Consider the following 14,374-nt stretch of genomic DNA (forward strand, 5'->3'; position numbering starts at 1 on the left):
CCGCCAACCGGTAAAGCAGCCCGCCTGACGGCGGGCCACAACTGAAGTTTGAAGCAAATTGAAGATATAAGGAGACGCCGATCATCGGTGCCGTTGCGCTCAACCGGTTGAGCGGGGTACGGCAAAAAGCCCTATGAAAATCGTGAGCTTTCTAAGGTTGATCTTTCTCTTGCGAGGATAAAATCGGGCTCAGTTCGTTGCACGCATTGAACACTTCAAGCTAGCCGGACGAACTTGGCGAGGGTTCAAATTTCGTCGAAGAAACAGACTCTTACGTCGACTCAGTCAGCACGGTCTGCCTGCTCGCCCCCACAACCGGTTAAGTGGCATTATTCAGAAATTGCAACAGTGAGGCCTCGCAGGCGTAGATATCAATGATTCAGTTCGATTCCCGCAACAGTCCAATTGTTGAGCCGACTCATACGCACTGCGATCGCGCGACGGCTATCGCGCACCACGCGAATTTGCGCCGATCCGACTCTCCGCCGATAGTGCTCGGGAGGTTTTACCGCGAGCAACTTGATCGCGGTTGGTGGCCGAGCCAGGCACAACTTGCCGCTGACCTTAACGTCTCGGCCTCGATCGTTACTCGATCGATTCGAGCAGCCAACCTCCCCCAAGAGGTAATTGACGTTCTCGGCGGAGTAAGTCGGATTTCATTTCGTGTAGCCGAGACGATGACCTTATTGGTCCGTGAAGTCGGCAGCGATGTAATCATTCGCCGCGCGATGACAGTACCGGATGGAACCACGCCAGCAATTGCGAAATCGATCCTGTGCACCGGAGATGTACGTGTTGAAAGCCCCCTAAAGCTCAGGCTGTCATTGGGAGCAAACGGTCGGCATCTTCGAATCGATTCACCGGACATCCAACGAGTCGTGCCGCACCTCTCGATCCTCGAAAAAATGGTGAATGCCCTTCTTCCGAGTTTGATCGATCCGCAACGGTGAGCTGCTGGTATTACGTCACATCGCATGGACTGAAGCAGAGAGTCCCAAGATGACAGAATCCGACCCAGGACCGTAATGCGCCGTCGGTGACATTTTCCGACCTGTACTCATGGGGAACGAGGCCGCTTCACGTCCTTCGGCTTGCTTGCTTGCTTCGGAATGTGACATTTTCCGACCTCCCCGCGCGAGCCGATCGATGACATTTTCCGACCCAATGAATGACCCGGGCCGATTGAACTCGTGACGGTGACATTTTCCGACCCACTGTGCGAGGCCTGAACGGTGACCTAATCCGACCTGGACAACCTCTTCAACAGTGACGGATTCCGACCCGGAGCAGTTCACCCAAAAGTGACCTTTTCCGACCCATGACGTGGATGTTCCGAAAAGCGGCCCCGCACTCACCGACGGAGACCCATGGCAAAAGGTGACGGATTCCGACCCAAAAGTTGGGCCGATCGATGACATTTTCCGACCCGTACCTTAAGCGGCGCCATTTCTGCTAACCGCCGCGTGTTCCTCCATACCCTTGTCTGTCTTGAAAGGTGACATATTCCGACCTGTATTAGGCATAGGCTGCGCGCCAAAGAGACTAGGATCTGAGACGTGAGTGAGTACTTAGTCCCTTTCAAGCATTCAGGTCGGAAAGCGTCACCTTTTCGCTTGGCTTCCTCCGTTTTCCAGGATTGCACATGTGAACAGCGACCGGTTTCAGGCTTTGAGGTCGGAAAAAGTCACCTTTAGGGGTGTCTTTTGGTAGCTAGGTGAGGCGTACCGCGGCTTTTTGTTGTTTCGGAGCAACTTTTCTAGGACGGTCTTTTGTAAGACAGTTTATAGAACCGTTTGTAAACCCTTTTGTAAACGCTGTGCCGCCAGCCGGAAAGGCAAGCTGGATAAGCGTTTGCCGGCCATCACAGTGAAAGAACTGTGACGTAAACCGGTCTGAGGGTGACGCAATCCGACCCCAAGTGGACAAAATGCGGGCCAGACGTGACATTTTTCGACCGTTATCCACAACGGTGACTTGCACCACTCTGATGTCACCTTATAATTGTGACACCCCTTCCTTAAGGTCACCTTTGTGAGCAAAAAGGCTAAGCACCTGCCCGAACCGGCACAGGTTGAGATCGTTGAGATCGAATCTTTTCAGATCGAACCATCGGACGAACCGCCGTTGGACGGGGACGGCCGCGTTAAGGGCACTGTCGCTATGAGCCGTGCACTTGTCAATGCGCAACAGGGGCTAACTCTCAACGAGAAGCGCGTGATGATGGCCGCGCTTCGATGCATCGATAGCAAGAAATCGCCATACCTGCATGGCAAAGGAAGCGGGTATGTCAGTGTTCGAGTTCGAGCCGATGAATTTGCCGCGCTCGCGGCGCTTGCCCCGAGGTCGGGCGAGAAGCAAGCGACTGCGGCGTACGAAGGGCTGAAAGAAGGTTGCGCGAGTCTTCAAAAGCGACAACTGACTTACATGGACGGTCCAAAAAAGGTCGTCTTGAACTGGGTGTGGAAGGCCGTATATCACGAGCGTGAAGGGTGGGCCGAGGTGTCGTTCTCGCCGGACCTGACTCCGCACATCTTTCTCCTTCAACGCCGGTTCGTTTCCTACCAGCTTGAGTTTGCTCGCGGCCTCCAGTCGCTGTACTCGTGGCGCTTGCTTGAACTCTTAATGCGAGAACGGGATCGTGGACGGTTGCTCATCACGTTGGCGGACTTCCGAACTGTTCTCGAAATCCCCGAAACGTATCGCTTCGCAGATATCAAGCGACGCGTGATTGAAACCGCGGTGAACGAACTGAACGCCAAGGCGGACCTGGTTATTGCATGGACTCCAGTGAAGCTTGGGCGCGCCGTGAACTCATTGGACTTCAAGTTCGTTCAGAACCCTCAGAGTCGGTTGGATCTGGACGAGGTCGCTGAAGTCGCGTAGTCGACTCTAGAGGCCTTTGCGAGGCCGTCGTTCGTGTGGGATCACGCCAACCTGCATCCGTGAGTCGCAGGCGCAGGCTGCAGAATGCGATAGATGGGCAGGATAAGCTCATTGAACCCCCTGCCCTGTACCGTCAGTCTTTTTGGTTTCCGAGATCTAGAGAATCGGAATCCTTCATTTCTTCAGCGAGTAGCGCAACGATATTCCGTTGGATGCGGTCACGGACATCACGCGGCAATCCCTGGAGTTCCAGACGAAGCTTGTCGTCACCATACAGCCGAAGGTCACCGACCTTTACGTTGCCGTGCATGTTGATGTCTACGCGTTCGGAGTATCGCTGGCGATTGGACGTGTTCGCTGACTTTGCGTCTGTCGCGCGTTTGACCAGATCGTTTACTTTGCGAACGCTGAGTCCCTCATCGACGATCTTCCGGATCAACTGGCTCGTCTCCTTCTCACCAGTCGCACGGTGGTACTTAACGATCGCGTAAGCCATATTCATGCCGAACGTCTTCGGGTGTTCGAGCATGTCCTCAATCATTGCATCGGGGAGCTCTGCAACCGAAAGCGTCGCAGTTACCGTCGACTTGTCGACGCCAAGCTGCTCGCTGAGAGCGGCCTGGCTCGCGAAATGACCTTCGCTCAGCATTCGCTTCCAAACAACAGCATCGTCGAAAACCGTTTGGGTTTCGTGCTGCGTGTTGAGGTCATAGCCGAGCTTGTAGCTCTCGATGCCTTGTGGTACGTCGACTACGATGGCCTTTACGTTGCTCTCTTTCGATTCACGAAGTGCCCTGGTCCGTCGACCGCCGTCGACGATGAAGAATCCCTCACCCTTCACATAGTCTGGGGTTACGTGCACCGGCTGCTGTTGCCCTTGCGTTGATAGGTTCAGGGCAAGTGTTGTGATCGATTGCGCTCGATAGAAGTGACGTGGATTGAAGGGGCTTGCCCTTACCGACGCCAAGGGCAGATCGATCGGCGTTCCGGGCGTATAGTTGTTCGCTACGCACCATTCGCGATACGCAACAGAACCCGCGATGCCATCGACATCGGTGGTGGTTGGCGGAACAACTCGAAGTTCGGGGTGAGGCGGTTGCTTCTGGCTATCCCCTACGATCGCATCGACGGCGGCAAATCGATCGATTGCGGTGTGCTTCGTTGGCACTGCGACTGTAAAGCCGGCATCAAGACTGCGTCGCCCCTTCATACTGCTCCCTCCTTAACTTGCTCGATGTCCAGGATCTCGAGAATCTCATCGGTGATCGCTTTGATCTCGTCGCGAGCAGCGCGTGCACCCTTGTCAGAGAGGGCCGATACCGCTACTCCGTACGCAGCTGCTTGCTTGAAGGATTCCCGATCACTGAGGCTAGTTTTTAGTACGGGGATCCCCGTGTCTGCAATTGCCTTCCCTAGCGCTTTCGTCAGCAGGCGCTTCGGCTTTGCTTTATTGAGCAACCAGACGGCCTTCAGCTCATCGTTCGTTGCACGGGCTTGCTCGATCAACTGAATGAAGCCGCGGCTGGACCAGAAATCAGTCGGGGATGAAGACGTCGGCATCACGACTAGGTCCGCGATCATAAGGACCACGGCAGGTCGTGGATCTTCAACAGATGGCGGGCAATCGATTACGATGAAATCGTAATCGTTGATATATTTTTTTACCTCGCGATGAATCATTTTCCCAGATGCGGCGAGGTTTGCGACGGGGAACGGAAGCCCTTCTTCACCCTCACCTGCAGCAGCACTCCATTGCAATAGAGTGTTCTGGGGGTCCGCATCGATCCCAAGGACGCGGAATCCTCGTTCGGCGAGGTCGCTCGCCACATTGACACTGATCGTGGACTTTCCAACACCACCCTTCTGGTTCGCTATCGCGAAGATTTTTGCAGTCATTGATCGGGTCCTCAAGAATTCACCCAATCATAATTTGAAATTAAAAAAATTCAAGTGATTTGTTGTATGACGTCGATAATTTACGTCACCAAGATGCTTGGTGTGGGCTTGTACCCTGCTCCGACATGAATCCTGAGTTGATGCGTATCAACGTGCCACCCAGGAAGCCCAATGCAGATGGCGAGTTGTCGGCAAGAGTGCAACGACAGCACCTACTGGACGGATTCTGGAGCCGAGCTCTGAGTGGCGGGCCCGTTGATACGTATCAACGGGCCACACGTACAGCGCATGCAACGACCGAATGCTTCGCTCGATGCGCAATGACAATGGCCGCTGCGAGCGGTCACTCTGTTGATACGTATCAACAGAGTGACCCGAGAATGACGGTCGGGGCATTGCAAATCGACGATTGACGTTGATACGTATCAACGGGCCACGTTCTTCCACGAAAGCAATAGCTGAACTCTCAGATTGGAATGAAGTGACAACGCGTGCTGGGACTGGTCGATCTGTTGATACGTATCAACGTGGCGGTCCCGGGGATTGCAATTTGCGTTGCACGAAAATTCGTTCGGCGTTGATGCGTATCAACAAGCGATACGCCAGTTCAAAGGCGAGGATCAACTTCGCTCCTCAAGACGCAATGGCATCGCTTGTCTTGATGGCGCAGAGACGCGACATGGGGCGACGAGCGTGTTGATACGTATCAACGCGCTCGTCAGGGATCGGATGGTTAATGAAGAGATGCTGACACTGCTGGATCGAAGGGCGCCTATGTGATCTTGGGGTGTTGATACGTATCAACACCTCATGTCACGCGAGACTCCACGTTGACATTAGAAATCGAAGGCATATGGGAGGCTGACGTCGTTGATACGTATCAACCCATATTCAGACGTCGGATAGAAGTCGCGCGTTCGAATTGGGACAACAGAGTGAGCGAAATCGAGCTGGGTCGTTGCGGACCGTGCGTTGATACGTATCAACGATCTTGTACCGACGGACTACCGTACAGCCATAAGGGGGGCGGTTATGTGGAAATGAAGATTTCTCGATCGGAGCAACGTCGAGAATGCGCGGCGTCGCTCAAGTGCGTACGCCTTATATACTGATTTTCGGTAGAGCGTCTGACAGTGTCGCGAGTCTATATGTTTAAACTCCTAGTAAATCTCGGAGTTTGGCTATCAACGGAAGGGGGAAGTCCCAGATAATCCAGCACTTAGTGGCTTCAAATCGCCAAAGTCGGACCAAATCTAGGAGATGCTGACCTGGCGCCCGAGGCCGCAGTGCGGGGAGAGCAGGCCGAAATAGGGCAAGGCAGGCAGCGAGCATTTTTGTTCCTGGCGAGCGAAGTCCGGAGTACCGATGTTGCTCGCGGCCACGAAGGCGTTTGGCGACGGCGTTCACTTAGGTGACTTGCCAGTCTGCAGGGTTTGCTCGAGAAAGGACTCGGCTTCGCGATACTGCCTGCTCAACTCTGCCGTTGCATACACCGATGTCGTGTCGAGGGAATCATGACCGAGGAAAGTTCGCGCGCTTTCTAGGGTCATGCCACCAGCGATCGCGTGTGAGGCGAAGGTGTGCCGCAGCCAGTGCGGGCTGGCTGAGCTGAAGGCCCGTGCGTGCGGCGAATCCTCGCGCAGCGCCGTAGCGGTCGCTGCCGCGAAAAACTGCTTGATCGCCTTGTAGAGCATGACCGGATGGATCGGCCCGGTTTGCCGCGCGCGCGCCGCGAGCTCGGGCGCCGGATCGATTCTGCTCACCATCGCCGCGCGTTGGATCTCGCCGATTTCGACGTTCGACAGCAGCGCCGGGATCAGCGGGGTCGCGGCCGGGCAGGCGAGGGGATCGCGCGGCAGGCCGCGCGACTCCAGATAATCGCCCATCAGTTCCAGCACCGCCGGCACCAGCGGCACGAAGCGCTCCTTTGCGCGCTTTCCGACCACGCGCAGCAGTCGGATGGTCCCCAACTCCGGGCCCGCGTAACGCTCCTGCACGTCGTCCGTGAAGGCACCACACAACTCGGCGCGGCGCAGGCCGGTGCTGTACGCAAAGCCCAGCACAAAGCGCGTACGGGTCGCGGCCGCCGTGTCCGGCATCGCGTCGAGCACGCGCATCGCGAAACGCCAGGCATCGGAGGTCAAGCCGTGCTCGATCTGCAGCCGCGACTTCGCCGCCAGGCGCCGTTCGTTGCCGGCGGCATCGTGCGTGGCGCCGGTGAACACGCGGATCTTCGCGAACGCGTTGTGATCCAGATACTGCGCGTCGACCAGCTCACCGAAGAACTTCTTCAGCGCGGACAGCGCGTCCTGCCGGCTCTTGACCGATAGCGGCCCGCGGAACGGCCGCCACCCCAGATCGCTGCGATGCGCCGTGCCTGTCATGACCCATTGGTTGGCCGGCTGCGGATCGATCAGGAAGCCGTTGATGTAGTCGCGCGCATCGTCGGTGTCGAGGCTCGACAGCGCCATGCGCTTCACGAAGATCGCCCACAGCAGCAGCCGTTCGGCTTCGGTGCGGTAGCGCTGGCGCGTGTGCGGGTTCTCGTAGTCGGCGAGCCAGAAGTCGATCGCCTCACGGTCGTTGTTCGCGCGGCTGTTGTTCTTGACCAGATTGCGGTGCGCGCCGTGCGAGCCGTCCAGCTCGGGCGGCAGCAAGAAGCGCTCGAGCGGCACGATCGCGGTGACCGGGCCGGCTGCGGCGAGCGGCGGCCCCGGCAGCGTGCGCTCGGACGGGTGGGTTTGCGCGCCGGCGGCCAGCTGCAGGCCCGCGACGTCCCCGTAGTGGGCGAGCCACGCGGTGATGCGCCGGGCGCCGATCTCGCCCAGACGCGGCACACGCCGATACCAGCGGTAGCCGACCGCGTTGATCGTCTCAACCAGCTTGCCGATCGTGGTGAGGCCGACGTCGGCCAGGCGCAGCGCGACGGCGGTATCGAACCAGCCGAGCACGTGGTGTTCGGGGCTCGGGTCCTCGACCACCAGGCGCGCCAGCGCGTCGAGCGCCACCATCTGCCGGGCGCGCAGCCGGGCATTGCGCTGCTGGCGGCGCAGGGTCGCGCCGGCATCGGCGCTGGCCCCCGCGTGCCGGGCCGCGAACAGGTCGAGCAGCTCCTTTTCGGTATAGAAGCCGTCGGGATCGTGTTCGGCCGCGAAGTCTTCCAGCGACGGCGCGGCGTGCGCCTGAGCGTCGGCCGCCAGCGTCGCGGCGAGCGCGGCCGGACGGATCGCGAGTAGACGGGCTGTCGCGAAGTCCTGGCGCTTCCTGGCCGCGGCGACGAACGACGTCACGAGCCAGGTTCGCGTGGCGGCCGCCTTGCGGGCGTCGCGGCCGAAATCGAGATACTGGTCGGCCAGCTCGGCGAGCTCCAGTCCTTCCAGATAGCCGCGGAAGAAGGCGAGGTGCTGCAGGCCGATCCGGCGGGCGGCGGCCGCGTCGCGGCGGGCCTGACGCGAGCGCGATTTGCGGCGGGCGGCCGGCGTGGGCGCGCGGCGAGGTGCCGCCGGCAGCTCGCGAAACTCGACATCGAGCACGTCAGGTTCGTCGTTCGGCATGGGCGTGGTCAGGGGCTACGGAAACCGTGTTGTTCGATACAGTGCCGCGCGCCGGCCGGATGCATCGACGCGGCGCGCGCACAGCGAGGGTGGCGTGACGGCGCTGCGCTGATCAACGCTAACCGGCCGCCGGGCCTTGCCAGGCAAGGGGGCGGCGCAGCGACGCTAAGAAACGGGGCATTTTAGCCAATAAACTGAAGGGTAACATAGTAAGGACTATGTTACCCTTCATTTCGGGACATCGGGCGAACGCCCGAGGCTCGTGGGGCTCACACGACTAAAGTTGAGTCTAGGCCCGGCTGCCGGTGGCGGGCAGAGGGGAGGAAGGAGACGCGGCACGAACCGATGCCGTAGTCCGCGCAGGTCGGCCGGGCAGATTCGGCTGGAGCAACAGTCAGGTTGTGTGACACCGGAAGCCGGACCACGTAGTCAGCGCGAGTGATGACACCCGCACCGGCCCGCTGGTTGTGTGAGCGCTGGCCGGGCGGAAAACGTTCGCGATTGCTCTTGGCGAGCGTGGCTGCGACAGGTGTAAGCCGGAGTTCATTGGTGGGCTGCCCGCCGCAGGCAGTGGTGGGGCGGAGGCCAGCGATTTGCGTGTGTGCAGCGGGATGAGGTAGGGTGCAGCTTTGACTTTGTTGCCGAGGCTGTTCATGAACAAGCAGGAACTCATTGACGCGGTCGCAGCGGGCGCGGGCGTCAGCAAAACCGACGCGAGCAAAACCGTCCAGGCGGTCCTGGACGCGATCACGGACGCGGTGAGTCGCGGCGAATCGGTACAGCTGATCGGTTTCGGCGCGTTTTCGCAGGGGCAGCGCGCTGCCCGCACGGGACGTAATCCGACGACGGGCGCGGAGATTGCCATCCCGGCCGCGAATACTGTGAAGTTCACCGCCGGCAAGGCGTTCAAGGACGTGGTGAACGCACTGTGACGCAGCGTGATGTCGGGCAGGCCGCTTATGCGGGACTGCACCGTGAAATTGCCGATGTAGTCGCGTCGGCGCGCGAGGCGACGGCTCGCACGGTGAACGCCCTAATGACGGCGACATATTGGGAGATCGGGCGACGAATCGTTGAGTTCGAGCAGGGCGGGGAGGAACGGGCCGCTTATGGCGAGGCGGTGATTCGCCGTTTGGGCGCCGATCTGTCAGAGCGATTCGGTCGCGGCTTCGGATGGCGCAATCTCGCACAGATGCGCGCCTTTTACTTGACGTGGCCTGCGGATCGGATTGTGCAGACACTGTCTGCACAATCCACGCCTGCTCGGATTGTCCCGACAGCGTCTGCAAAATCAACCAAGGCAGCTGTGAAGGCGTCGACGGGCGTGGCGTTTGAGCTGAATGCTATCGCTCAGGCTTTTCCGTTGCCCTGGTCCGCCTACGTTCGCCTCCTCGCGGTGAAAGCGCAGGCTGCTCGCGACTTTTACGAGGCTGAAGCGTTGCGTGAGGGCTGGTCTGTGCGACAGCTTGACCGTCAGATCGGCAGTCAGCTCTATGAGCGGCTGGTGCTGTCACGCAACAAGGCGTCCTTGCTCGGAAAGGTGGCTGTAGCGCAACCCGGCGATCTTCTATCGCCTGAGGAAGCGATCCGCGATCCGTTCGTCCTCGAATTTCTTGACATGAAGGACGAATATTCGGAGTCGGATCTCGAAGCGGCCTTGATCCAGCACTTGGCGGATTTCCTCCTCGAGCTCGGCGATGACTTTGCGTTCATAGGTCGGCAACGGCGTCTACGGATCGATGACACCTGGTTTCGAGTCGATCTCGTGTTTTTTCACCGGCGCTTGCGATGCCTGCTCATTATCGATTTGAAGGTTGGGCGCTTCAGCTATGCGGACGCGGGGCAGATGCATCTCTACCTCAACTACGCGCGTGAACATTGGATGAAGCCCGGCGAAAACCCCCCGGTTGGCTTGATTCTGTGTGCTGAAAAAGGCGCGGCCGAGGCGCATTATGCACTCGACAACTTACCGAACAAGATACTCGCAGCGGAGTATCAGACGGTCCTCCCGGATGAGGCCACGTTCGCGCGAGAATTGGAACGTACCAGGGTCGAACTGGAGCGCCGGGGCCGCAAGGCGTGACTTCCCGTCCGAGGTTCCGAGGTGCTTAAATACGCGCGGATGGGCGAATACGATGAAGCGGGCGTCCGGTAAATTTTGATGTTGCTGGCACTGGCAATCAAGCTATGCGAAAACACTATACCTTGCGCCGACGGACACTGATGAAGGTGCAGCGAAGGGCTGTTTGTCTATGCCCCGCGGCGGCTGACAATCGGCGAGTCGAGGTAGGGTAACTGAACGCTAGCGAGAAGAGAATACAATGACCAACACTTCTCTCTGCGATGCCGACGAATCGCATCTGCGTTAACTGCATCGGCGACTACTACGCGTGGACTTGTCCAGTACCATACTCCTTTGGTGAGTTGATGGACCGTCGTGCGCCAGTGGTGCCTTATTACCCGAGGGCGCGCGCGTTCAGGCCAGTTGTTGGAGCGTTTGGTCGCCCTTCATGCGCCGCACCTCGATGACATAGCGTGCGATGTCCGGTATTTGACCATCCACCACGATCTCGACCACTGGCTTGGCGGGACCTCCGCGGGCATTGACCGGATAATCCTGGATTCGCTTGAACACATCGATCCCCCTCGCATGAGGCATCGGAAAGGTGTTCCCCGAATTCATGTGGCACAACCAGAGGCTTGGAGCGTACGCACGGATGAATGGGCCGCTGTTAATGGTCAACACATCATGTTCGAGATGTCGGTAATCCCGCGCCCCGAGCAGGCCATGCAAGCGGTGTTCTTCCGCCCAGAAGAAGACCTTGCCATTGATGAGCCTGTACCAGGCTTCCGGCGTGGTTCCGTCTATCAGGGCCCGTGCCAAGCGTTCGGGAGGCATCGGCTTTTGATCCCGCAGCACAATTTCGCCTGGCGCTTGAGGAAGCACAGCCATCTTGCTGGTCCGTTGAACGGTCTCATATTGGCCGCGAGCCTGGCCGGTGACGCCGAAGTGGTCCAGTACAGCTGAGGCCGACATCAGGCCGCGGTCTCGGATACTGGGCCACGTATCGGCTTCGGCCATATGAAAGATTCTTGGATAAGCGTCAATCAGTTTTTCGATTTCCACGAGGTATCCGACGTGTTGAGCGGGCGGTCCAATTCCGACGGTCGATGACGGAGCGAAGATCGTTCGTTCCGTCAGGCTCTCGCGGGAACCGGGTGTTGATGAGTGAAACCGGTGCTTGTGCGACGCGCTCCAGTTCTTCGACGAACTTGATGGTGTCTTCAGTGAGCTGCTCGAAGCGGCGGGCCTTGCTGTTACGCGCGTCGATATAGTCTGCGAAAGTGAGGACGATGTCGGTGGGCGCATTGAGTGCACAAGCCTTGCGGAACTGATCCCATTCGAACCAGCCCACACGCCGTTTGCGTTTGGTGGTGGAGGTCTTCTCCGCCTTATTCAGAGCTTCACGGTCCAAGCCTGCTTTTTCAGCAATAGCATCAAAGGTTGTGCCGTGCTTGAGCGGCCCCGATGTGTGCCCCTGGTCCCCATCGGGATCACCCACGCGGATAGGCATGGGGCGAATGACCACCAGGATCTTCCGCACCCGACTCGGTGAGATGCCTGCCTCGGCCAAGCAGCCCGCTACATTGGTGTCGCGCGAGGTTACGAACGGGTAGGTGCCGTGGAACAAACTGAGGCCGCTGCCTTGTGTTCCCTCAAGCAAGATAGATTGTCCGTTGCGGTAGGCATCTTCGAGGCGATCGGCTGTGCAGCCATGGTAATGACCCTCTGTTCCCACATAGGGTCGAAGCTCAGGGATGTCGCGCGCCAGACGAACGCTGGGTTTGCCGCGCTCCAGAATCCGCCTCGCGGTTGCCGCTCCGCTGCCGCTACCCGTCGAAGCGATTGTACCTACCAGATGTTTGCCTTCAGCTTCTCGGTCGGCCGGTTCGATGATGGTGGCGCGAGGGTCGATAAATAAACGATCTGCCGTGAGCCCACAATCGGCGATCTCCTTGAGCAATCCAGGCAGCCAGATAGTCATCCCCGGTCCGAGTAGGAGCTTCGCTTTGACGTCACGGGCGCCGGACGGGATGTGGTGGTAGGTATAGGCGCCATCAGCACTGGCGACGGTATGGCCAGCATTGGGGCCACCGACCCGCACCATGACATCGTACTCACGAGCCAGATAGGAAACGACGTTGCCTTTGCCTTCGCTGCCATATTGACCACCCACGATGACGTCGACACAGCGCACGTCGGGCGGGGTGTAAAGGTGTAGACGGGCCGCAACGCGCACCAGCGTATCTTGAGCGTCGGTGCGGGTCGTTGAGATTCGCACGTCCGCGTCATCCCTCAGCGCAAGGATGTCCGATTGCTCTTTGAGATGGTCAATTGCCTCATAGGGAGGCGCGCCTAACTGTTGTCCGTCGGTCGATGCGTAGCGGGAGAGCAGCGTCTCCTGGCTCGCATATAGGTGCACATGAACGAGACTTGGCCCGAAGTGCTTGCGAAACTCCGCAACCTGGTTCGGATCGGTGACATGGTCGACGACGACTGGCTGCTCGGAGGGAATCCCCTTAAGGCCAGCAAGGACGCCCAAGACGACCCACCGGGAGTGGGTGTCGACATTTTGCTTCAAACCTTGCTCAATGAGGTGCTGTCGGTCGGCGGACGAGGGGGCGAGTTCTAGCTGGGCCGCTAAGAGGTCCCGGGTGCGAACCACAAAGAAACCGAACTCCTTCTCCAGCAAGGTCGCGAGACCAGTTTTGCCGCTGCAGGTTTTGCCACTGATAATGACGATCTGGCGGTCACTCATGCTTCGACTCTCCAGGCTTTCATAATGCGCTGGGCGATGTCTGCTGGTGATAGTGCAGAAGTATCAAAGGTGTGGTCGGCAACGCTGCCGAGGGATCTCGCAGTGATCTCGTTTGAGTGAGCGATCACCTCTGCGTACGGTGTGTCTCCCGGCTTGGCGCGTTCGTTGTAGCGCTGCTCAAGCACTGCTTCGGGCGCGGTGAGGTGGATATGTCGGATATGTGGGCCGAAGCGGTGCCGGAAATGCAGCACCTGTCGAGGTTTTCGAACAGCGTCGAGAAGCCAGTTCGAGTGTTCGGGAGCACGATCGACCGTTGGAGCGGCGACTTCGTCGACGATCCAGGTGAAGTCGGTTTCGTCGTCCAGCCGGTCGCCTAACTCCTGCAGCTGATGTTTTTCTCCGTCGGCTGAGAGCGATTGCCCGTAAGACCGGAGGTAGCCGCTGCTGCTAACGCGGCGAAATTGAAAGCTGTCTTCCAATTCTTTGGCGATAGCCGATTTCCCGGCGCCCGAGGCGCCGCTCAACAAAAGCAGTTTTTCCATCGCACCGCCCCCCGAGGCTGTAGCCGCTGGCATTGCTGTTTTTTGAGTCAGCAAGATAGCTCGGACGAAGATCCGAGGAAATAGGATTATTTACTAATAATTTGTAGAGCTTTCCCAACAAAATACATTGGGGTTTTTGCTAGTCGTGCCGGATACTCGGCTACCTATATTGGTCCGCATAATCGGCGCGAATTCGGTGAGCTGGTCGCCGGGCGCTCGCCGGCCAAAAGCGGTAGTTCGCGCAGTTCCGATCAATGTCCGACCGAAGCGGCCAATTGCTGCAATCGGACGAGTATGCGATCTGCTCTTCGGTGAACTTGCTCTTCTTCACGGCGTGACCTCCTGGTCTCGATGACAACGTCATGCCAGAATTTTCCACCTCCAAATGGGATGGTTTTGTGGGCTAGGGTCATCCGGACGCATGCCGCGCGGCAGCAGTTCGTCGACGACGTCAAGCAGACTTCGCATGCGAGGCGTGTCGATCGAAGTGTCGCGTCCTAGTGTTGACGAGACACCAGCCGTCGTGCGGTGGGAGTGGGAGCGTCGGTGCGGTCGTCGGCGTCGAGGCAGCAGGGAGGGCGGCATAGCGGGGTGGATTCGCATGTTGATGTCCGCACAGAACTGACCCACTAGAGCTGAAAATTTTCATCGAATTTTGACCCACGTGATTGAATGCCCT

Annotated in this window: 10 protein-coding genes; 4 read left to right on the top strand and 6 right to left on the bottom strand. The window is 58.6% G+C overall.

The features are described 5' to 3' along the window. Positions 1-374 precede the first annotated feature (374 nt). Positions 375-950: a hypothetical protein gene (locus BDI24065_RS39865; protein WP_175035798.1), complete on the top strand. Its 576-nt coding sequence runs from the start codon at positions 375-377 to the stop codon at positions 948-950. 1,081 nt (positions 951-2,031) lie between these two features. After that, on the top strand, positions 2,032-2,883 hold the full coding sequence (locus BDI24065_RS39870) for a replication initiation protein (protein WP_175035799.1): 852 nt from the start codon (positions 2,032-2,034) through the stop codon (positions 2,881-2,883). Positions 2,884-3,016: 133 nt separating this feature from the next. On the opposite strand, the gene BDI24065_RS39875 is transcribed toward BDI24065_RS39870, so the two are convergent. From BDI24065_RS39875 to BDI24065_RS39885, 3 genes are all read right to left on the bottom strand, one after another. Beyond that, positions 3,017-4,093: a ParB/RepB/Spo0J family partition protein gene (locus BDI24065_RS39875; protein WP_175035800.1), complete on the bottom strand. Its 1,077-nt coding sequence runs from the start codon at positions 4,091-4,093 to the stop codon at positions 3,017-3,019. Next, a complete protein-coding gene (gene parA, locus BDI24065_RS39880) occupies positions 4,090-4,779 on the bottom strand; it encodes a ParA family partition ATPase (RefSeq protein ID WP_175035801.1) in 690 nt (229 codons plus the stop codon). Before parA ends, BDI24065_RS39875 begins: the two co-directional genes overlap by 4 nt. 1,403 nt (positions 4,780-6,182) lie before the next feature. Continuing rightward, entirely contained in the window at positions 6,183-8,333 is a 2,151-nt protein-coding gene (locus tag BDI24065_RS39885) for a phage integrase family protein (protein WP_175035802.1), read from the bottom strand. 653 nt (positions 8,334-8,986) lie between these two features. Between BDI24065_RS39885 and BDI24065_RS39890 the strand changes: the two genes are divergently transcribed. Both BDI24065_RS39890 and BDI24065_RS39895 read left to right on the top strand, forming a co-directional pair. Continuing rightward, complete coding sequence (locus BDI24065_RS39890; protein WP_059571965.1) at positions 8,987-9,265, top strand: HU family DNA-binding protein; 279 nt, start codon at positions 8,987-8,989, stop codon at positions 9,263-9,265. After that, positions 9,262-10,416 carry a PDDEXK nuclease domain-containing protein gene (locus tag BDI24065_RS39895; protein ID WP_175035803.1) on the top strand — a complete coding sequence of 385 codons (1,155 nt, stop codon included), beginning with the start codon at positions 9,262-9,264 and terminating at the stop codon, positions 10,414-10,416. The genes BDI24065_RS39890 and BDI24065_RS39895 overlap by 4 nt, the downstream gene beginning before the upstream one ends. 393 nt (positions 10,417-10,809) lie before the next feature. Here the strand turns inward: BDI24065_RS39895 and BDI24065_RS39900 are convergent, their stop codons facing one another. From BDI24065_RS39900 to BDI24065_RS39910, 3 genes are read right to left on the bottom strand one after another with little or no spacing between them, the layout of a single operon-like run. Continuing rightward, positions 10,810-11,460, bottom strand: a complete 651-nt coding sequence (locus BDI24065_RS39900; RefSeq protein ID WP_228909684.1) for a DUF7002 family protein — start codon at positions 11,458-11,460, stop codon at positions 10,810-10,812. Next, positions 11,438-13,153: an adenylosuccinate synthetase gene (locus BDI24065_RS39905; RefSeq protein ID WP_175035804.1), complete on the bottom strand. Its 1,716-nt coding sequence runs from the start codon at positions 13,151-13,153 to the stop codon at positions 11,438-11,440. The genes BDI24065_RS39900 and BDI24065_RS39905 overlap by 23 nt, the downstream gene beginning before the upstream one ends. Continuing rightward, a complete protein-coding gene (locus tag BDI24065_RS39910; protein WP_175035805.1) occupies positions 13,150-13,695 on the bottom strand; it encodes an AAA family ATPase in 546 nt (181 codons plus the stop codon). Before BDI24065_RS39910 ends, BDI24065_RS39905 begins: the two co-directional genes overlap by 4 nt. Positions 13,696-14,374 lie beyond the last annotated feature (679 nt).

The sequence above is a fragment of the Burkholderia lata genome (assembly GCF_902499025.1).
Classification (GTDB): domain Bacteria; phylum Pseudomonadota; class Gammaproteobacteria; order Burkholderiales; family Burkholderiaceae; genus Burkholderia; species Burkholderia lata_C.